General features: G+C 74.8%; 18 protein-coding genes. 8 read left to right on the forward strand and 10 right to left on the reverse strand.

The genetic code is table 11. The features are described 5' to 3' along the window. Window positions 1-121: 121 nt before the first annotated feature. Together BJ981_RS27525 and BJ981_RS27530 are read right to left on the reverse strand one after the other, a co-directional pair. Entirely contained in the window at window positions 122-1,546 is a 1,425-nt protein-coding gene (locus BJ981_RS27525; protein ID WP_184615178.1) for a sensor histidine kinase, read from the reverse strand. Continuing rightward, window positions 1,536-2,210, reverse strand: a complete 675-nt coding sequence (locus tag BJ981_RS27530; RefSeq protein ID WP_184615179.1) for a response regulator transcription factor — start codon at window positions 2,208-2,210, stop codon at window positions 1,536-1,538. Before BJ981_RS27530 ends, BJ981_RS27525 begins: the two co-directional genes overlap by 11 nt. 243 nt (window positions 2,211-2,453) lie before the next feature. Here BJ981_RS27530 and BJ981_RS27535 point away from each other — a divergent pair, with 243 nt between their 5' ends. The 3 genes from BJ981_RS27535 to BJ981_RS27545 are packed head-to-tail and all read left to right on the forward strand — an operon-like array spanning window position 2,454 to window position 5,558. Continuing rightward, a complete protein-coding gene (locus BJ981_RS27535) occupies window positions 2,454-3,572 on the forward strand; it encodes a LolA family protein (RefSeq protein ID WP_239139410.1) in 1,119 nt (372 codons plus the stop codon). Between the two features lie 5 nt (window positions 3,573-3,577). Further along, window positions 3,578-4,573, forward strand: a complete 996-nt coding sequence (locus BJ981_RS27540; protein ID WP_184615183.1) for an ABC transporter ATP-binding protein — start codon at window positions 3,578-3,580, stop codon at window positions 4,571-4,573. Next, window positions 4,560-5,558 (forward strand): DUF2705 family protein, encoded by a 999-nt coding sequence (locus BJ981_RS27545; protein WP_184615185.1) that lies wholly within the window; start codon window positions 4,560-4,562, stop codon window positions 5,556-5,558. The genes BJ981_RS27540 and BJ981_RS27545 overlap by 14 nt, the downstream gene beginning before the upstream one ends. Before the next feature lie 39 nt (window positions 5,559-5,597). Here BJ981_RS27545 and BJ981_RS27550 read toward each other — a convergent pair whose 3' ends face one another. Together BJ981_RS27550 and BJ981_RS27555 are read right to left on the reverse strand one after the other, a co-directional pair. Beyond that, entirely contained in the window at window positions 5,598-6,368 is a 771-nt protein-coding gene (locus BJ981_RS27550) for a YcnI family copper-binding membrane protein (RefSeq protein WP_239139411.1), read from the reverse strand. 159 nt (window positions 6,369-6,527) lie between these two features. Next, window positions 6,528-7,103: an MFS transporter gene (locus BJ981_RS27555; RefSeq protein WP_184615187.1), complete on the reverse strand. Its 576-nt coding sequence runs from the start codon at window positions 7,101-7,103 to the stop codon at window positions 6,528-6,530. 188 nt (window positions 7,104-7,291) lie between these two features. Between BJ981_RS27555 and BJ981_RS27560 the strand changes: the two genes are divergently transcribed. Then, window positions 7,292-7,798: a hypothetical protein gene (locus tag BJ981_RS27560; protein WP_184615189.1), complete on the forward strand. Its 507-nt coding sequence runs from the start codon at window positions 7,292-7,294 to the stop codon at window positions 7,796-7,798. A 7-nt stretch (window positions 7,799-7,805) separates the two neighbouring features. Here the strand turns inward: BJ981_RS27560 and BJ981_RS27565 are convergent, their stop codons facing one another. Genes BJ981_RS27565 through BJ981_RS27575 form a run of 3 tightly spaced genes read right to left on the reverse strand, consistent with a single transcriptional unit; the run spans window position 7,806 to window position 10,176 of the window. After that, entirely contained in the window at window positions 7,806-8,603 is a 798-nt protein-coding gene (locus BJ981_RS27565; RefSeq protein WP_307837841.1) for an ABC transporter ATP-binding protein, read from the reverse strand. 6 nt (window positions 8,604-8,609) lie between these two features. Beyond that, on the reverse strand, window positions 8,610-9,416 hold the full coding sequence (locus BJ981_RS27570) for an ABC transporter permease (RefSeq protein ID WP_239139412.1): 807 nt from the start codon (window positions 9,414-9,416) through the stop codon (window positions 8,610-8,612). After that, window positions 9,409-10,176 (reverse strand): ABC transporter permease, encoded by a 768-nt coding sequence (locus tag BJ981_RS27575; RefSeq protein ID WP_184616439.1) that lies wholly within the window; start codon window positions 10,174-10,176, stop codon window positions 9,409-9,411. Before BJ981_RS27575 ends, BJ981_RS27570 begins: the two co-directional genes overlap by 8 nt. Before the next feature lie 275 nt (window positions 10,177-10,451). Between BJ981_RS27575 and BJ981_RS27580 the strand changes: the two genes are divergently transcribed. The 4 genes from BJ981_RS27580 to BJ981_RS27595 all read left to right on the forward strand — a co-directional run bounded on the left by BJ981_RS27580 (window position 10,452) and on the right by BJ981_RS27595 (window position 15,083). Beyond that, window positions 10,452-10,865: a MarR family winged helix-turn-helix transcriptional regulator gene (locus tag BJ981_RS27580; RefSeq protein WP_239139413.1), complete on the forward strand. Its 414-nt coding sequence runs from the start codon at window positions 10,452-10,454 to the stop codon at window positions 10,863-10,865. Between the two features lie 132 nt (window positions 10,866-10,997). After that, complete coding sequence (locus BJ981_RS27585) at window positions 10,998-12,299, forward strand: alpha/beta hydrolase (protein ID WP_275422313.1); 1,302 nt, start codon at window positions 10,998-11,000, stop codon at window positions 12,297-12,299. Between the two features lie 274 nt (window positions 12,300-12,573). Then, window positions 12,574-14,157 carry a serine/threonine protein kinase gene (locus BJ981_RS39430; protein WP_184615191.1) on the forward strand — a complete coding sequence of 528 codons (1,584 nt, stop codon included), beginning with the start codon at window positions 12,574-12,576 and terminating at the stop codon, window positions 14,155-14,157. A gap of 86 nt (window positions 14,158-14,243) precedes the next feature. Next, entirely contained in the window at window positions 14,244-15,083 is an 840-nt protein-coding gene (locus BJ981_RS27595) for an ABC transporter ATP-binding protein (protein ID WP_184615193.1), read from the forward strand. A 57-nt stretch (window positions 15,084-15,140) separates the two neighbouring features. Here the strand turns inward: BJ981_RS27595 and BJ981_RS27600 are convergent, their stop codons facing one another. The 3 genes from BJ981_RS27600 to BJ981_RS27610 form a co-directional block, all read right to left on the reverse strand. After that, entirely contained in the window at window positions 15,141-16,031 is an 891-nt protein-coding gene (locus tag BJ981_RS27600) for an aminoglycoside phosphotransferase family protein (RefSeq protein ID WP_184615195.1), read from the reverse strand. A gap of 49 nt (window positions 16,032-16,080) precedes the next feature. Next, window positions 16,081-17,541: a cation:proton antiporter gene (locus BJ981_RS27605; protein WP_184615197.1), complete on the reverse strand. Its 1,461-nt coding sequence runs from the start codon at window positions 17,539-17,541 to the stop codon at window positions 16,081-16,083. A gap of 125 nt (window positions 17,542-17,666) precedes the next feature. After that, a complete protein-coding gene (locus tag BJ981_RS27610; protein ID WP_184615199.1) occupies window positions 17,667-18,872 on the reverse strand; it encodes a carboxylate-amine ligase in 1,206 nt (401 codons plus the stop codon). Between the last annotated feature and the right edge of the window lie 181 nt (window positions 18,873-19,053).

Genomic DNA, 19,053 nt, shown 5'->3' on the forward strand with positions numbered 1-19,053 from the left:
TGCCTGTCCCGGCGAACCGGGCGGACGTGGGCGGCCTCGGTGTCCCCGCGCGGCATTGGCCTCGGCCGCGTCGGCGCGCGGTTCTCGCCCCGCGCGGGCGTTCCGCGGAGAGGGGGCAGGGTCACTCCGGGGAGGGGCTGAGCGGCAGGCGGACGACCGCGCGCAGGCCCGGGGAGGCGTCCTCCAGGTGGACGGCGCCGCCGTGCGCGCGGACGGTCTCGCGGACGATGGCGAGGCCGAGGCCCGCCCCGCCGTCGTCGCGGCTGCGCGCCCCGTCGAGGCGGGTGAACCTGTGGAACACCCGTTCCCTGTCCTGCTCCGGGATCCCGGGACCGTCGTCGGTCACCGTGATCACCGCGTGCTCCCGCGACGCCCGCAGGTCCAGCCGGACCCGCGCGCCGGCGTGCCGCACGGCGTTGTCCAGCAGGTTGACCAGCACCCGCCCGAGGTCGAGGGCGTCGCCGCGCACGACCGCCTGTTCGGCGCGTCCCACCGTCACCACCGCGTCGTCGTACCGCGCGGCCATGGCGCGGACCAGGTCGGCCAGCTCCACCGGCTCCCACCGCGCCGGGCGGCGGCGCTCGTCCAGCCGGGCCAGGGTGAGCAGGCCCTCGGCGAGCCTGCTGAGCCGCAGGGTGTCCTCCAGCACGCCCTCGGCGGTCTCGGGCCAGTCCTGCCCGTCGGGGTGGCCGAGCGCCACCTCCAGTTGCAGGCGGATGCTGGCCAGCGGGCTGCGCAGCTCGTGCGCGGCGTCGGACACCAGCGCCCGCTGGGACGCCTCGGCGGCCTCCAGCCGGGCCAGCATGTCGTTCAGCGTCGTGGCCAGCTCGTGCACCTCGTCGCGGGCCTCGGGCACCGGCAGGCGCCGCGCCCGCGCCGTCCCGCTGATCTCGGCGGCCCCCCGGCGCAGCGCCGCGATCGGCCGCAGCGTCCTGCCGACGATCAGCCAGGTCGCCGCGCCGAGCAGCACGAGCAGCACCGGCGTGGCCAGGGCCAGCATGTGGACGGTCGTGGTGAGGCTGTCGGCGACGTCCTTGAACGGCCGGGCGGTGATCACCGTGCGGCCCTCGTCGGCCCGCAGGACCACCACCAGCAGCGGGCCCGGGATGCCGAACGGCCCGCCGTCGACCATCCGCCCCCGGTCGCCGGAGGGCGCGCGCGGGTCGGCCAGCGGCACCAGCCGGTCGGCGCCCGCGGTGACGTGGGTGATGCGCCCCCGGGCGTCCACGACCTGGACGATCGTGCCGTCGGTGACGGCGATCGGGTCCGGCAGGCGCTCGTCGTCGGCGAGCGCGACCACCTCCCTGGCCCGCTGGTAGGCGATCGACTCCGTGGAGGCCATCAGCGCGCGGCCCAGCACGCCGACCAGCAGGTACGCCGCCACGGCCAGCGCCACCGCCAGGGCGGCGGAGGCGGTCGCGGTGAGCCGGAAGCGCAGGCTCTGGCGGCGCCACCAGACCAGCGGCGACCGCGCGATACGGGGCACCCGCGCCCCGGCGGTCCCGCGTCCCGCGCCGTCGCGCGTCCCGGCGGTGTCAGCCGCCATCGCCCACCAGCCGGTAGCCCGCGCCCCGCACCGTCTGCAGCGCGTTGCGCCCGTACGGGACGTCGATCTTCCTGCGCAGGTACCCGACGTACACCTCGACCACGTTGGGGTCGGTGTCGTAGGTGTCCCAGACGTGCTCCAGGATCTCCGACTTCGACACCACCTCGCCGGGCCTGCGCATGAGGAACTCCAGCAGCCCGAACTCGCGCGGGGTGAGCTCGATCGCCGCGCCGCCGCGCGTCACCGTCCGCCCGGCCGGGTCCAGGGCCAGGTCCCCGGCCCGCAGCACGGCGGGACGGCGGCGGGCCCCGCGCCGCATGAGCGCCCGCAGCCGCGCGACCAGCACGACGTAGGAGAACGGCTTGGTCAGGTAGTCGTCGGCGCCGAGGTCCAGGCCGTCGGCCATGTCGTACTCGCCGTCCTTGGCGGACAGCATGAGGATCGGCACCCAGTTCTCCTCGGCGCGCAGCCGCTTGCAGACGTTGTAGCCCGACAGCCGGGGCAGCATGATGTCCAGCACGACGACGTCGTAGTCGCCGGCCCGCGCGAGCCCGAGCCCTTCCTCGCCGTCGTGGGCCAGGTCCACGGCGAACCCCTCGGCGACCAGCCCGCGCCTGAGCGCCGCGGCCATCCGCCTCTCGTCCTCGACGACGAGCACGCGCATCCGATACCTCCCGCTGTGTCCTCCCCATCTTGGCGCGTCCCCCCTGAGACGCGGCTGAGAATCCCGGCCCGGCCACTCCCGCCCGCCACCAGCGCGGAGGCCCGCGCGCGGCGGCCGGGCTGAGAGCGTTCTCAGCACGTCTCAGCGTCGGCTCAGGGCGCGCGGCGCAGTCTGCGTGGTGACGGATCATCCGACATACCGTTGAGGAGTGACATGCAGTCCAGATGGACAAGGAGCCGCGCCGTGAGGTGGGGCGTCCCCGTCGCGGCCATCGCCGTGGTGGGCGCCGCGATCGGCGCGGGCCCCGTCATCGCCGCCGTCCAGGGAGAGCCCTCCCTGCCCGACCGCACCGCCGAGCAACTGCTCGCCGAGGCCGCGAGGACCGTGCGGGACCAGGCGCCGCCCGCCATGTCCGGCACCGTCGTGGAGACCGCGTCGCTGGGCCTGCCCGCGCTGCCGCTGCCGCAGGGCGCGAGCAGCTCGCCGCTGTCCCTGCTGTCCGGCTCGCACACCGTCAAGGTCTGGTACGGCGGCGACGGCCGGTTCCGGCTGGCGCTGCCCGGCCAGATGAGCGAGACCGACGTCATCGCGGACGGCAAGGGCTCGGCGTGGCTGTGGGAGAGCGCCACCAACACCGCCACCCAGCTCACCGTGCCCGGCGACGCCGCGGCGCGGCCTCTCCACACGCCCGCGCCCACGGCCGTCACCCCGCGGGACTTCGCGGCCCAGGCGCTGAAGGCCGCCGAGCAGACCACCGCGGTGCGTGTCGAGAACGGCGAGCACGTCGCCGGCCGCGCCGCCTACCAGGTCGTGCTCGCCCCCAAGGACCCGGCGTCGCTGGTCGACAAGGTGACGCTGGCGCTGGACGGGGAGACCTACGTGCCGCTGCGCGTGCGGGTCTTCGCCAAGGGCGCGGCCGAGCCCGCGTTCGAGGTCGGCTTCACGCAGGTGTCGTTCTCCGCGCCCGCGCCGGAGAACTTCGCCTTCACCCCGCCCGCCGGGGCCACGGTCAAGCGGCAGACGTTCGACGGGACGGGCGGGCCCGGCGACCACGCCGAGGACGCCGCCGGGGCGGCGGCGCGGCGCTTCCTCGGCAGCGGCTGGGGCACCATCGCCGAACTGCCGTTCTCGCCCGACGACCTGAGCGCGAACGGCAAGGGGGGCGACGGCCGCGCCAAGGGCGGCGACCCGTCCCAGCTGCTGGAGTCGGTGCTGAAGTCCGCCACCCCGGTCTCCGGGCCGTGGGGGAGCGGCAAGGTCGTCAAGACCAAGCTGCTGTCGGTGCTGCTGACCGACGACGGACGGCTGCTCGCGGGCGCGGTCACGCCCGAGGCGCTGGTCAAGGCCGCCGGGCGCGGGTGACGACGATGACGGGGGAGGGGGCGCACGAGGCGGCGCCCCCTCGCGTTAGCCCCGGCCGAGCCTCCTCCGAAGGGTCCGCGATCGTCGCGCGCGGGCTGACCAAGCGCTTCCGCGGCGGCCAGGTCGCCGTGGACGACCTCCACCTGGACGTGCCGCGCGGCTCGGTGTTCGGCTTCCTCGGCCCCAACGGGTCGGGCAAGACCACCACCATCCGCATGCTGCTCGGCCTGGTCGCGCCGACCGGCGGCGCGTGCGAGGTGCTCGGGCGGCCGATGCCCGCCGGGCTCGCCGCCACGCTGCCGAAGGTCGGCGCCCTCGTCGAGGGGCCCGCCTTCTACCCATACCTCTCCGGCCGGGACAACCTGATGCGCTTCGACGCCGCCGACCCCACGGCCGACCCGCGCACCGCCAAGGCGCGCGTGGGCGCCGCGCTGGACCGCGTCGGGCTCGGCGCCGCCGCGGGCAAGCGGTACCGGGCGTACTCGCTCGGCATGCGGCAGCGCCTCGCCATCGCCGGGGCGCTGCTCGGCCCGCGCGAGCTGCTGGTGCTGGACGAGCCCACCAACGGGCTCGACCCGCAGGGCACCCGCGAGGTCCGGGCGCTGATCAAGGACGTCGCGGCCGACGGGACCACCGTCTTCGTCTCCTCCCACCTGCTGGCCGAGGTGGAGCAGATGTGCACCGGCATCGGCGTGATGCGCGCCGGCCGCCTGGTGGCCCAGGGGACCATCGCCGGGCTGCGCGCCGGGCACCCGCCGCGCGTCCGCGTCGAGACCCCGCACCCGGGGCAGGCGGCGGCCGTGCTGAACCGGCTCGGCCTCGCGGGCGTGCGCACCGGGGACGCCGAGGTCACCGCCGACCTCGGCGACCGCGCGCCCGAGGCCGTGTGCGCGGAGCTGGTCGGGGACGGGGTGGCCGTGCGCGGCTTCGCGGTCGTGCGGCCGAGCCTCGAGGAGCTGTTCGTCGGACTGACGGGAGAGGGTTTCGATGTCGACGGTTGACACCGCGCGCGGCACGGCCGCCGCCGGGCCCGCCGCGGGCGACCCGGAGCCCGGCTCCGTGACGCCGTCCGGGACGGATTCCCCCACGCCGTCCGCGGAGTACGCGGCCGGTTCCGTGACCCCTTCCGCCGGCGGTCACGCGGCGGGGCCGAAGGGCGGGGCGTCGTGGGCGGGACGGTCCGGGCTGCGGCTGCTCCGCTCGGAGGTGCGGCTGACCTTCCGCAGGCCGCGCAACCTCGCGATGCTGGCCGCCCTCGCCACCGTCCCCGTGGTGATCGGCGTCGTGCTGCGGCTGGTCGGCAGGGACGAGGACGCGCCCGGGCTGGTCACCCAGGTGGCGGGCAACGGGCTGATGCTGACGTTCCTGTCGCTGTCGCTGCTGACCGCGCTGCTGCTGCCCCTGGCCGTCGGCGTGGTCGCGGGCGAGTCCGTCGCCGGGGAGGCCGGGGCGGGGACGCTGCGCTACCTGCTCACCGCGCCCGCCGGGCGCGCCCGGCTGCTCGGGGTCAAGGCCGCCAACGTGGCCGTCTTCGCGCTGGCCGCCTGCGCGGTGGTCGCGGTGTCCGGCCTGGTCACCGGCCTCGTGCTGTTCCCGGTGGGCCCGGTCACGCTGCTGTCGGGCACGACCGTGCCGCTCGCCGAGGGGCTGCTGCGCGTGCTCATCGTCATCGGGTACGCCGCCGCCGGCATGGCCGCGTTCGGCATCGTCGGCCTGGCGGTGTCCACGCTCACCGAGGTGCCGATCGGCGCGGTCGCCGCCACCGTGGTGACCGTGGTGTTCTCCCAGGTCGCCGGGGCCATTCCGCAGCTCGAACCCGTGCGCCCCTACCTGCTGACCTCGTGGTGGTCCACCTTCGACGGGGCGCTGCGCGACCCCGTGGCGACCGACGTGATGGGGCAGGGGCTGCTGGTGTTCGCCGCCTACGCGTTCGTCTTCGGCGCGATCGCCTGGGGTCGCTTCTCCGGCCGCGACGTCACGAGCTGAACGCCGGGTCCGGCGCGCGCCGGACCCGGCGTGTCACGCTCAGCCGCCCGAGACGCCCCGGCCCCGGCGCAGGCCCGCGACGCCGACCCCGACGCCCACGACGCCGGCGACGATGCCGATGCCCGCCAGCAGGCGGGCCGTGCCGTCCGAGCCGGCGTCCTCGTCACCGGAGGCGTTCTTCGCCTGGACCGACACCGCGGGCGCCGTCGAGGCCGCCGCGCTCGGCGTGGCGGCTGCGCCGTGCTCGTCGCCGCCGGGCGCCGGGTCGACGAGCTTCAGCGTGGGCACGGGGTGCTCGGCCTCGGAGCCGTCGGCCTTCGGCTCGTCGGCCCACTTCACGACCTCGCCGCCGGAGTAGGTCTGGGTCGTGGGGAAGAACAGCTGGTCGGTGTCCTCGGGCAGGCCGCCCAGCGACACCTCGAACTCCTGGAACTGGCCCGGCTCCACCTTGCCGCCGGTCCAGGTGATCTTCGTGACGGCCTCGGTGATCTCGCCGTACTTGGACTTGACCGGCGCGGGCAGCTTGCCCCGGGTCACCTCGGCCTTCCACCCGGGAAGCGGGCGCACCGAGACGAACGGCAGCGGGTGGTCGGTCGGGAACTGCACCTCCAGCTTGGTGGTCGAGGCGTCGTCCCGCTCGTTGGGGACGCGGAAGGCGACCTTGGAGAAGCCGCCCTTCTCGGCGCTGCCCGGCTGGATGCTCACGTGGGCGAGCGCAGGGAGGGCCAGGCCCACGGTGAGGGCGAGCGCGCCCGCGGTGACGGCGGCGGCGCGGCGCACGGCGGTGCGTATGGACATGCTCGACGACATGGAAGTCTCCACTTCGGTGGGTAAAGCGGTCGGGAACGCGAGCGGCCGGCGGCTTCCCGGGAGAGAGCACGCGGGAAGGCGCCGGTCACCGGCACGCGACCGGGAGCGCGTACTGAGCGCGGAACGGCGCGCGAGGACCGGAAGGCTCGCGGAAGAACGTCAGAAGGCGGCGGGAAGCGGAGGACCGCGCCTGCGGACGGAGTGGCGGAGCGCGCGCCGGACCGGCGCGGGCCCGAGGTGGACGGCCGCCCGCGCACGGCGCCGCCGGGGGACGTGCGCGCCCGGGCGCAGCAGGGCGAGCAGCCGGCGCGCCCGGCGCACGGCGAGCGTGCCGAGGCGGCGCAGCACCGACCACAGCGCGGACTCGCCCCGGGCGAGCCACCAGCCGGTGATGAGCGTCGCGGTGAGGTGGGCGATCACCATGCCGAGGTCGGCGCCGAGGGTCTGCCCGTGCCCGAGGTGGACGTGCAGGGTGTTCCCGCCGTCCGCCGAGGCCCCGAACAGCACGTGCAGGAAGACCTGCGTGCCGACGAGGAAGCCGACCACCGTCTGGGGCGAGCGCTCGCGCCCGGCGACGAGCGTCGCCAGCGTGGCGACCGCCGCGGCGCCCGCCGCCACCGCCCACGACGCGGGCCCCTGCCCGCCGGCGGCGCGGTGGCCGAGCACGGCGAGCGCGACGCAGACGACCGTGAAGGCGGCCGACCGCGCGAGGCGCAGGGGGAGGTGGGCACGCATGACGCCCACATCGTGCCACGGGACGGGGCCGCCTGTCCCGCGGAGACCCGCCCCATATCGAGGGTTAGGGGAGGGACGGTCGGTGATGGTGGATGTTCCGCCCCACTGGGGGGAACATCTGCCGCTATACGAATTTTGTCGCTACTGTTGCCCGCGTTCGCAACATGCGTGAAGCGCGAGGTGAGACCATGCGGCACTTTCTCGGCCTGCTTCTCGGTGTGGTGGTGACGGCGGTCCTCCTGGCGGGGACGGGCTGGGCGTCCCAGGACGCGGCCCGGGGCATGGCGAGCGCGGCGGCGGGCGCCGCGAACGCGGTCGATCCCGTGCGCGACACCAAGGCGCTGGTGGGCCTCGGCGCGATGCTGGTGGCCGGGCTGCTGCTCGGCCTGGTTCTCGCGGGCCGGGTGTCGCCGCTGGCGACGTTCGTGCCGTCTATGGCGCTGCTGGCCTGGACCGTCATCTACGCCCTCGACGTCAACCGCGCGCTGTCGCTGGCCCCCACCGACCCCGCGCTGGACCCGCTGATCGTCCAGGCGGGCAAGGGCATGCAGGACCTGCTGGCCCGCGGCGTCTACGCCCTGGCCGGGATCGCCCTGTTCATCCCCGTCCTCATGCCCTCCCGCTGGGCGAGCCGCCGCGACGACCTCGACGACGACTACGAGGAGGGCGTGGAATCCCCCCAGGGCTACTACTGACGGGTTCTCAGGCGCGCGGCGTCTCGGGGGCGGCGCCCGTGTAGAGGCGGGTGACGACGTCCTCGATGGAGGTCTCCTCCGGGGCGGTGGCCATGAGCTGGTCCACGGTGCCGTCGAAGGCGAGCCTGCCGTGGTCGATGAGCATCACCCGGCGGCACAGGCGCTCGATGTCGCCGAGATCGTGCGTGGTGAGCAGCACGGTGGTGCCCCGCTCGGCGTTGAGGCCGCGCAGGAAGCCGCGCACGGCCGCCTTGGTCACCACGTCCAGGCCGATGGTGGGCTCGTCCAGGATCAGCACCGGGGGGTCGTGCAGCAGCGCGGCGGCGATGTCGCCGCGCATGCGCTGGCCCAGGCTGAGCTGGCGGACCGGCTTGTGCAGGAACGGCCCGAGGTCCAGGACCTCGCACAGCTCGGCGAGCCGCGCGCGGTGCCGTTCGCGATCTACTCTGTAAAGGTGGCGGACCAGGGTGAAGCTGTCCTTCAGCGGCAGATCCCACCACAGCGTCGTCCGCTGCCCGAACACCACCCCGACGCGCCGGGCGAGCGCCGTGCGCCGCCGGGACGGGTCCAGGCCCGCCACCCGGATGCGCCCCGCCGAGGGTGCGAGGATGCCGGTCAGCATCTTGATCGTCGTCGACTTGCCCGCGCCGTTCGGCCCGAGGTAGCCGACGAACTCCCCGGCCGCCACGTCGAAGGTCAGGTCGCGCACGGCCTCCACCACCAGCCGGTCGGCGCGCAGCAGGCCCTTCTTGCGGCGCACCGTGAACGTCCTCGCGACGTCCCGGACCTGGATCACCTGGCTCACCCGGCCTCAACTCCCCGTCGATCGGTAGCGGCGCAGCCCGGCCCGCCACGCCCACGCCGCCACGCACGCCAGCGCGAGCGCCGCCGCGGGCGCGGCGAAGCGCAGCCAGTGCGGCAGCCCGAGCGGGTCGGGGCGGCCGAGGACGTACAGGGCGGGCTGCCAGTTGACGAACGCCAGCGGCACGATGAAGGTGACCGCCCGCACCAGCTCCCCGCCGTAGACGCTGAGCGGGTACTGGGTGAGCTGGCCGCCGCCGTAGGTGAAGGCGTTGGCGACCTCGGGCGCGTCGGTCAGCAGGAACTGCAGCGCGCCGCCGAGCGTCCAGATCGCCGTGAACAGCACGATGCCGCACAGCAGCATGACCGGGAGCATCCACAGGCGCCGCCAGGGCACGTCCAGCGCGGGCAGGGCGATGGCGAGCACCACGACCGACTGCAGCACGCGGCCGAGGCGCTGGAAGCTGAACTGGTCCACCGCCATCTGCACGAACGGGCTGACCGGCCGGATCAGCATCGTGTCGAAGGACCCGGTCCGCACGTGGCGGCTGAGCCGCTCCACGTTGCCGAAGAGGATGTCGGCCAGCGCGAAGGAGACGCCCGCGGTGCCGTACAGGAACATCACCTCGTGCAGGGTGAACCCGCCGAGGGAGCCGGTGTGCGTGAAGATCACCGCGATCGCGGCCATGTCCAGGCCGCTGACCACGAAGGACCCGGCCATGAGCAGCGTCATCGACAGCGGGTACTGCGCGGCGGCGCGCAGCCAGGTCACGGCGAGCAGGACGTAGGTCCTGACGAGGCCGGCCGCCTCACCCACCCTGGATCACCACCCTGCGGCGCGCCGACCGGGTCAGCAGGGCGCCGAGGCCGAGCAGGACGGCCACCCACGCGGCCTGGAGCGCCAGCGCGCCGAGCGGGTCGCGTTTGCCGAGGAACACGTCGGCGGGCACCTGCACCATCGCCGCCCACGGCAGCGCCTGCGCCAGCGTGCCGAGCAGGCCGGGGAACAGCACCAGCGGCAGCACCATGCCGCTGAAGAAGGTGGTCATCACCAGGGACAGGGACTGCAGGCCGCGGTCGTCCACGATCCAGCAGGTGGCGATGGCGACCAGGTAGCGCAGCCCGAAGCTGACCACGATGCCGAGCACCATCGAGACCAGCGACCACGCCCACATCGCCGCGTCCGGAGGGAACCGGACGCCGAACAGCACGGCGCCCGCCAGCGTGGGCGGGACGCTCCTGAGCAGGATCAGGTACCCGGCCCTGCCGAGGTCGTCGGCCAGGCACCACATCTGCAGCGAGGCCGGGCGCACCAGGTCGAGCGCGACGTCCCCGGTGCGCACCCGCTGGCCGAGCTCCAGGCCGCCGCCGAAGACCTGCATGGGGCCGATGAACGCCTGGGTGAGGAAGCAGAACGTGACCGCGTCGGTGACGTCGTACCCGGCGAGGCCCGGCCTCGCGTGCCACAGGGCGATCAGGACGTACGCGCGCAGGACGCCGAAGACGGTGTTGGTGAACGCCCCGGCGAGTGCGGCGGTCCGGTACGCCGCGTGGCGGCGGAAACCGAAGACGAAGATCGTCCAGTAGAGCGAGAAGGTCGCACACCTCCAGCGAACGGGCCCGGAGGCATTGTAGGCGGACCCGCCGCACGGATCACCGCATTTTCCGCGCCCCTGCGCGCCGCCCCTCGACGGTCACACGCCGTCGCCGTCCGGTAGAACGACGACATCGACCCGGATCGGCGGCATGGGTACGGTCACCGGCCCCCGGTGAAGCCGGCGGGCAACGGGGCGCACGGCTCTTTCCTGGTACGTTGCGCTCATCCGGGGAGGCGGCGCGGAGAGGGGGAGCGGTGACCGACGAGTTCCAGACCGCTTTCTGGACGGCCAAGCGGGCGATGGCGATGGCCGCCGAGGCGGCTTACAACCGTCACGGCGTGCGGGCGGGACAGCAGTTCATCCTGCAGTGCCTGTGGGAGACCGACGGACTCGCGCCCGGCGAGATCGCGCGGCGCCTGGAACTGGCCACGCCCACCGTCACCCGGGCGACGACCCGCATGGAGGCGGCGGGGTTGCTGCGCCGCGAGCCGCACCCCACCGACGCCCGCCTCGTCCGCCTGCGCCTGACCGAGCGCGGCCGGGAGCTGGAGGACGTCATCGCGGACGAGATGCTCCGGCTGAGCGAGCGCGCGCTGCGCACCCTGGACGCCGCCGAGCGCGAGCAGCTGGTCCGCTTCTTGGGGGAGATCCGCAGGAACGTCTCCTGAGCGTGTCCGCGGCCGGGCAACCATTCGGTCAGGTCAAATCTGGGTGAACGGACTCGACAAAATGCGTAACGTCCGTGTAAACCGGGATATCACCCCTGGTGAACGGCCAGACGACGGCGCAAGGAGGGACACGTGGAGCAGGACATCGACGTGGACGTCCATCCGGTCTACCCGGTGAGCTGGCGCGCCGGCGCCTTCAACGGCCTGCTGCGCGGCACCACCAAGCCGATCTCGGCGATCCTGCTGCGCCACAGCGTCGGCATGACCGTCCTCGCCCGCCTCGCCGCCCTCGGCGAGCGTCTCCCCCTCATGGCACCGCCCGAGGTCGAGATCGTCAAAGACTCCGACCTCCTCCACCCCACCCCCTGCCCCCACGAAACGCCCCTCGCGCCCCCCACGCCCGGAAGCCCGCCGGCGATGAACCGCCCCACCGAGTCCGAGGTCGGGTCCGCCCCGGTGGGCGGTGCGCGGTCCGCCGAGGAACCGGGACGCGGCACCCGGTCCGGGGGTGGCGACGGCGGGACGCCGGCCGGGGAAGAGGTCATGCGGACCCCGGCGAGGCGCGGGAGCGCGTGCGGGTCGGAGTGGGTGCGGGCCGGGCATGACCTGGACGAGGACAAGGTGCTGCTCTACTTCCACGGTGGGGCGTACTTCCTCTGCTCGCCGGCGACGCACCGTCCGATCACCTGGCGGCTGTCCGCCGTCGCCCGCCGTCCCGTCTTCGCCTTCGACTACCGCCAGGGCCCGGAGCACTCGCTCGCAGAGTCTCTCGCCGACGCCCTCGGCGCCTACGACGAGCTGCTCGACCGCGGGTACGACGCCCGCGACATCGTGCTCGGCGGCGACTCGGCGGGCGGCCACCTGACCCTGGCCACCCTCCTCGCCCTGCGCGACCGGGGCGCGCCCCTGCCCGCGGCCGCGATCTGCCTGTCGCCGTGGGCCGACCTGTCCGACGCGCGGCGCAGCGCCAACCGCTGGGCCGACCCCATCCTGCCCGCCGGGCGGGTCGACTGGCTGGCCCGCCGATGGACGGCCGGGCTGGACCGCCGCGACCCCCTGGTCTCCCCGGTGTACGGCGACTACTCCGGCCTGCCCCCGCTCATGGTCGTCACCGGCTCCACCGAGGTGCTGCGGGACGAGGGACGCCGCGTGGCCCTCCAGGCGCGCCGGGCCGGCGTGAAGGTCACCTACGAGGAGTGGCACCGAATGCCGCACGCCTTCCCCATCCTCGCCGACGTCCTCCCCGAGGCCCGCCTGATCTTCCGCCACATCGAACGCTTCCTCCTCGCGGTCTCCGCCGGCTCCGGCGCCTTGGCGGACTCCGCCGCCGACCCCTCGGGCCCCGGCCCGGAACAGGACGGTTCCCTCTCCGCGCTGTCCGCGCGGGACGCCGTCCCCCCGCAGAGGCCGGGGCCCGACTCCGCCGCCGCCTGACCCCGGCGCCTGCCTCGATCCGCGCCGCCTGGACCCTCGTCGCACGACTTCGCGGTGACCGGTCGGGTGATCGTCCCTGTGGGCTCAGCAGTCACATGGGACACATCGGGGCCTTACCGCTAGGGATGATTCGCCTTACCTCTCATGCCACTTCGCACTAGTTCATGCCGAACGGGCTTCGGGAGCGACACAGTGGCCAGTGCCGTAATGCTCGAAAAACTTCTCGAAGAGAGGTCATCCGCGGATGGCACGTGCAGCGGGTGTCCCCAGCGGGATGCCTCCAGGCGTCCGGCCGTTGACGGTGGGCGACCCGGTGATCATCGGGCGCTGCCTTCTCCTCGGCCGTCTCGGCGCCGGCGGGATGGGCGTGGTGTACCTCGCCGAGCATCCCGAGGGCGGCCTCGTCGCGCTCAAGACCCCGCACGCCGTCCATCTCGCCGACCCCACGCTGCGCGCCCGGTTCACCGAGGAGGTCGAGTTCTCCCGCCGCGTCGTCCCTTTCTGCACGGCGGCGGTGCTGGAGCACGGCGTGGACCGCGACCGCCCCTACCTCGTCACCGAGTACATCCCCGGCCCCTCCCTGTCGCAGGTCGTCGCCGCGCGCGGCCCGCTGACCCCCGACCTCGCCTACGGCGTCGCGCTCGGCGCGGCGGCGGCGCTGTCCGCCATCCACGAGGCCGGGTTCGTCCACCGCGACCTGAAGCCGGGCAACGTCCTGCTGTCCCCGCGGGGGCCGCGGGTCATCGACTTCGGCATCGCACGGGACCTGGACGCCGCCGTGGCCCACACCCAGGCCGGCCAGGTGATGGGCAGTCCCGGCTGGGTCGCCCCCGAGCGGCTGACCGGCGGTCCGGCCATCCCCGCCTCCGACATCTTCGCCTGGGGATGCCTGGTCGCCTACGCCGCCACGGGCCACCACCCCTTCGGCACCGGCGAGGCCGACGTGGTCACCCGGCGCATCCTGGTCGAGCACCCGCGCCTGTCGGCGGTCCCCAAGCTCCTGGCCGACCCGGTCTCGGCCGCGCTGGCCAAGGAACCCGGACAGCGGCCCGGCGCCGCCGCGCTGCTGGAGTGGCTGCTGGAGGCCGGGGGAGTGGAGCGCGCCTGGGACCGCAGGGACGCCGTGGACGCCGTCATGGAGGAGATCTGGGCCCCCGTGCCGTACCCGGCGGTCCGGCGCGGCCGGGCGAACGGTCCCGGGGACGGCGAGCCGGGCGCCACCACCGGCGCGCGGGCGGCCCGCCGCTCCGCCGCGCGGCGCGGGCACGCCTCGCACGCCGGGTTCGCGGCCCTGGCCACCGTGTCGATCGCGGCGCTGACCGTCGTCGCGGCCGGCGCCGGCCGGACCACCGTCGAGCCCCGGGCCGAGCGCCCCGGCACGGCGCCCGTGGTCGTGCCCATCGAGGGCAGCCGCGTGCCGGTGGAGGTGCCGGACCCCTCGGTGCGCGTGGCCGTCTCCGGGACGGCCTCGCGCGACGCCGAGATCCCCGGATCCCGGCCGCCGCAGCTCACCTACGTGCCCTCCCCGGCGGCGACGCGGCGGCCCGGCCCCACCGGCGGCCCCGTGGACGGAGGGGACCCGTGGGAGACCCGGGCGCCCTCGCCGCGGCCCGAGCCCGAGCGCACCACCGCGCCGCCGCCGCCCGCCGCGGACCCGCCCTGCACGGACAAGCGGGGCCGGGAACGCCCCTGCAAGCCCACCAAGGAACCCCGGCCGACGCCGACCCGCACGGCCACCAAGACCCCCACCAAGACCCCCAAGCCCACGGTCAGCATCAGCCAGATCCCCGAGTGGGGCGACGGCGAGTCCGCGCAGCCGTCCCCGATCCCCACGATCACGGAGTCCTCCACGGCCTGACCGGCCTGGCTCCTCCGCGATCCCCGCGGCCTCGCGTGACCTTCCGCGCGGGCCTGCCCCTATCCTGCTTCGGGAAAGGGGTGTCCATGAATCGGGAAAACGGCCGGGACGGCGGATCGGGCGCGGCGGTGGAGATCGCCGGGATGACCGTGAAGGTCGTCGGGCGCACGCTTCTCGCCGAGGTGGACTGGCGGGTGGAGTACGGCGAGCACTGGGTCATCCTCGGCCCGAACGGCGCGGGCAAGACCACGCTGCTCTCGGTGGCCTCGGCCGTGCGTTTCCCCAGCTCCGGCACGGCGGCGGTGCTCGGTCACCGGCTCGGACGGGTGGACCTGCGCGAGCTGCGCCGCCACATCGGCCTGGTCGCGGCGGGCGGGCGGCTCGTCGACGAGGCCCTGATGGAGGAGGAGTCCCTGACCGCCCACACGGTCGTGCTCACCGGGTACACCGGCAGCAGCGTCCCCCTGTGGGACCGCTACGGCCCCCGCGAGCACGAGAAGGCGCACTCCCTGCTCGCCGACCTCGGCTGCAAGGACCTGGCCGACCGGCCGTTCGCGGTGTGCTCCCAGGGGGAGCGGGGACGGGTGCGCATCGCCCGCGCGCTGATGGCCGACCCCGCGATCCTGATGCTCGACGAGCCCTTCACCGGCCTGGACCTGCCCGCCCGCGAGGACCTGATCACCGCGGTCGAGGACCTCGCGGAAAGCCGTCCCGCGCTGACCACGGTGCTGGTGACCCACCACCTGGAGGAGGTCCCCGCCACCACGACCCACGCCCTGCTGGTCCACGACGCCCGCATCCTGGCCGCGGGCCCGGTCCAGGAGGTCCTGACCGGCGACAACCTCTCCCAGTGCTACGGGCGACCACTGCTCCTGGACCACGCCGACGGCCGCTGGTACGTGCGCGCGGCCCGCCGGCCGCGCTGACCCCGTCAGAACGGCCACTTTACGAATCTACAACGTAAAGGGCATGGGCCGGGGCCTTCAGCCGATCAGGGCCTCGGTGATCTGGCGGGTGGTCTGCGCGGCGACCCGCGGGTCGACGGCGGCGTAGGCGGTGTAGGCGTTCAGGCCGGTGGCCAGGGCCCAGCCGCGGCCGCGGAGCCAGGTGGCCTCGTCCACGCCGAGCGCCGCACGGAAGGCGGCGCGGCTCCCGGCCGACATCAGCGTGAAGGCGATGGTCAGGTCGCAGGCCGGATCGCCGACGCCGAGCTCGCCGAAGTCGATGACCGCGCTGAGACGGCCGCCGACGGTCAGCAGGTTGCCGGTGTGGAAGTCGCCGTGGAACCAGACCGGCGGGCGGTCCCAGCCGCGGGCGCCGAGCGCGGCGTCCCACAGGGCGGTCATGGCGGCGGTGTCGAACACGCCGCCGACCGCCGCGATGGCGGCTCGCGTCGCGCGGTCCCGGTCGGCGAGCGGCGGGGCCGTGAGCTCGTCGCGCGTACCCGCGGCCGGCGTGTCGAACCGCTGGAGGGCGATCAGGAACTCCGCCAGTTCGACGGCGGCCCGGGACGAGGCGCCCAGTGCCTCGACGGTCGCCGCCTCGCCCTCCAGCCATCGCGACACCGCCCACGGCCAGGGATAGCCGAAGGCCGGCTCACCGACCGCCACCGGCACCGGGATGGCCAGGGGCAGGTGCGGGGCAAGCCGGGGCAGCCACTCGGCCTCCTTCTCCGCCTGGCGGATCGCGCCGGCGTGCCGGGGCAGGCGGACCGACAGCTCCTCGCCGAGCCGGTAGATCACATGGTCCGACCCGGCGGGGCCGAGCGGTTCGAGAGGCAGGCCGGCCCAGCGCGGGAACCGCGCGCCGACCAAGCGCCTGACCAGCGCGCCGGTGATCACGGGACGGGTTTCCGCGGTTCGCGCGTCCGTCAAGGAGGCTCCTGTGGTCGGCCCGCTCCGGGCGGGCGGACAGTGGCCACCATCAAAGGCGTCGCGGGCTCGCCTGTCGACCCGATATCCCGCTCCGGTTCAGCAGGCCGAGCAGGGGCGCCGTCATCGCCGTGGTGATCAGGGCCATGAGCACCAGGGCGACGAACAGCCGGTCGCCGAGCAGGCCCAGCGCGAGCCCGAGGTTGAGCACCACCAGCTCGGTGAGGCCGCGGGTGTTGAGCAGCACGCCGACGGTGGCCGCGTCGTGCCGCCCGAGCCCGGAGGCGCGGGCCATCAGCACCGGGCCGGCCACCTTGCCCGCCATCGCCACCACGACGATGAGCGCGGTCACGCCCGCGAGACCGAGGTCGAAGCCGCTGCGCCAGATGTCGGTCCGCAGGCCGGTGCCGACGAAGAAGAACGGCAGCAGCAGCGTGGCCGAGACGACGTTGATCTGCTCGGTCAGCTTGCTGAGGGCCCCGGTGGGGCAGCAGAGGCCGTACAGGAACGCGCCGAAGATCGCGTGGATGCCGATCGCGGAGGTCGCCGCCGCCGACAGCAGGAGCCCGGCCAGCAGTACCAGCAGCCGCAGCTCGTCGCCCCGGCCCTCCAGCGCCGCGAACAGCCGCTCCAGCAGGCGGCGTCCGAGCGTCGCCATGGCGGCGCCGTAGACGACCACGAGCACCACGGTGATCACGGCGTGCGCGGGGGTGTCGCGGCCCGCGACCGCGGTCATGGCGGCGATCAGGCACCAGGCGACCACGTCGGCGATCGCGGCGCACAGCATGCTCAGCCTGCCGGCCATGGTGCGCAGCATGTCCCGCTCGACGAGGATGCGGGCCAGCACGGGGAAGGCCGTGATGGACAGCGCCGAGCCGAGGAACATCGCGAAGATCACCGGATTGGCCTGCGGCCCCGCCCAGTCGCGGTACAGGAACGTCGCCAGCAGCACACCGCCCAGGAACGGGCCCGCGATGCCCGCGTGCGCGACGGCCATGGCGGTCCGCCTCTGGCCCTTGAGGGGGGCGTGGCGGGTCTCCTGGCCCACGCAGAACATCAGCGCGACCAGCCCGAGGTCGGCGAGGCCCTGGAGGACGGGCCGCAGCTCGGCCGGGAACAGCCAGGAGACCACCCCGGGAGCGAACCCGCCGAGCACCGACGGCCCCAGGCAGATGCCCGCGAAGATCTCTCCGACGACCATGGGCTGCCCCAGCCGCACGGCGAACCGGCCGAACAACTCGGCGGCGAGGATCACCAGGGCGAACGAGATGAACAGCTGCACCCCGTGGTCGGCGGCCACGGGCCCGCCCGTCGTCCGGGGTCCGGAGGACTCGCGGGCCGTGAGCAGCAGCGCGAGCGCGATCAGGGCGGGCACGGCGACGACGAGCAGGTAGGTGGGGACGGCGGCCCGGGGGCGCGGCCCGGCCCAGGCGGTGGCGTCGAGCCGCGGCCGGCCCTCGTCGGCCTGGGCGGGCACGGTGGTCTTGGCGGCCTCGGCGGCGGGCCGGCTCACCGCGCGCCCCGGCGGCGAAGGCGCGCGCGTCGCGATGCGGCGTGCATGTCTTCCTGCGTACGCTTTCCGCGCCCCGCGTGTACAAGGATCTCCGGGAGACCGCCCGCGCTCCGTCGAGTCGGGGGTCAGGGGGTGGTCTTGGCGAGGTCGAAGGCGTCGATCACCTGAGAGGCCGCCCGGTCCAGGCCGGCCGCGGCCAGGGCGCGCTGGCGGTCGGCGCCGGTGCCGGTGCGGGTGAGGGCCGCCAGGAGCCTGCCGGTCTCCTCCTCGTCGCCGAGGTCGCGCAGGGCGGGGGCGATCCAGGCCAGCATCTCCTCCAGCAGGGCCATGGCGGGCATCCGTTCCCCGGTCGTGGGATGGACGCCGCCGCCGCCGAGGCCGTAGCGGGCCGCGGCCCACAGGGCGGCCTTGAGGATCTGCTCCTCGTCCGGTGCCGCGGGGGCCGCGAGGTCGGTGAGCGCGGTGCGGACCAGGGCCCGGCCGAGCGCCGCCTGCAGGACGGCCTCGTCCACGGTGGCGGCCACGTCGGCGACGCGGATCTCGACGGTGGGGAAGCGGCCCGACGGGCGGACGAGCCAGTACGGGTGGGCGGTGCCGACCAGGGCGCCGCCGGCGTGCAGCATGGCCGTGACGCGGTCGTAGTGCGCGGCCGAGGAGAAGCGCGGCGGGATGTCGGTGGCGGGCCAGCGGGACAGGGCGACGGTGCGCCAGCTCGCGTACCCGGTGTCCACGCCCTCGCAGAACGGCGAGTTGGCCGACAGCGCGAGTAGGGTGGGCAGCCACGGCCTGACCCGGTTGACCACCGCGACGGCGGTCTCCCGGTCGGCCACTCCCACGTGGACGTGGCAGCCGCACGTCTCCTGCTGGGTGACCAGCAGGCCGTACAGGTCGCGCATCTCGCGGTACCGGCTCTTGGCCGACACCTCGCGCGGGGCGGGGGCGCGCACGACCGGGGTGCCGGTGGCGACGGCCCGCACGCCGGCCCGGGCCGCGGCGTCCGCCAGGCGGCGCCTGCCGGAGATCAGGCGGGCGCGGAGCTGGGCGAGGCTCGTGCAGACGGGGGAGGCGGCCTCCATCATGGAGCCCAGCAGCTCGGCCTTGTACTCGGCGTCCCCGGTGTTCGCGGGGGTGTCGGCGAGGTCGGCCAGCACGCGGGCGTTGGCGTGGGCGGGGACGCCGTCGCAGGGGTCGACGAGCAGGAACTCCTCTTCGACGCCGAGCGTCACCCCGTCGCCGGGTGGTCGCGGGTCCTCGGCCGGATGGTGCGCGCCGACGGCCGAGGCGACGGGTGAGCGGTACTGGAATTGCCGGTTTTCCGACTGTTCATCCATCGATGCCCAGTCTAGACGGGCGACCGTCGCCCGCCGATGGCCCGGCGCTGTCCGTATCCGGCCGTGGATGGATCCTGGGCCGGCCCTGAGCCGCCCCGGATCGGCTCTGGATCGGGCCGGATCGGCCTGGACCGGCTCTGCGGGGCCCGCGTGTGCCACGCGGGCCCGTCCGGAGGGGGCC

Source organism: Sphaerisporangium krabiense (assembly GCF_014200435.1).
GTDB lineage: Bacteria > Actinomycetota > Actinomycetes > Streptosporangiales > Streptosporangiaceae > Sphaerisporangium > Sphaerisporangium krabiense.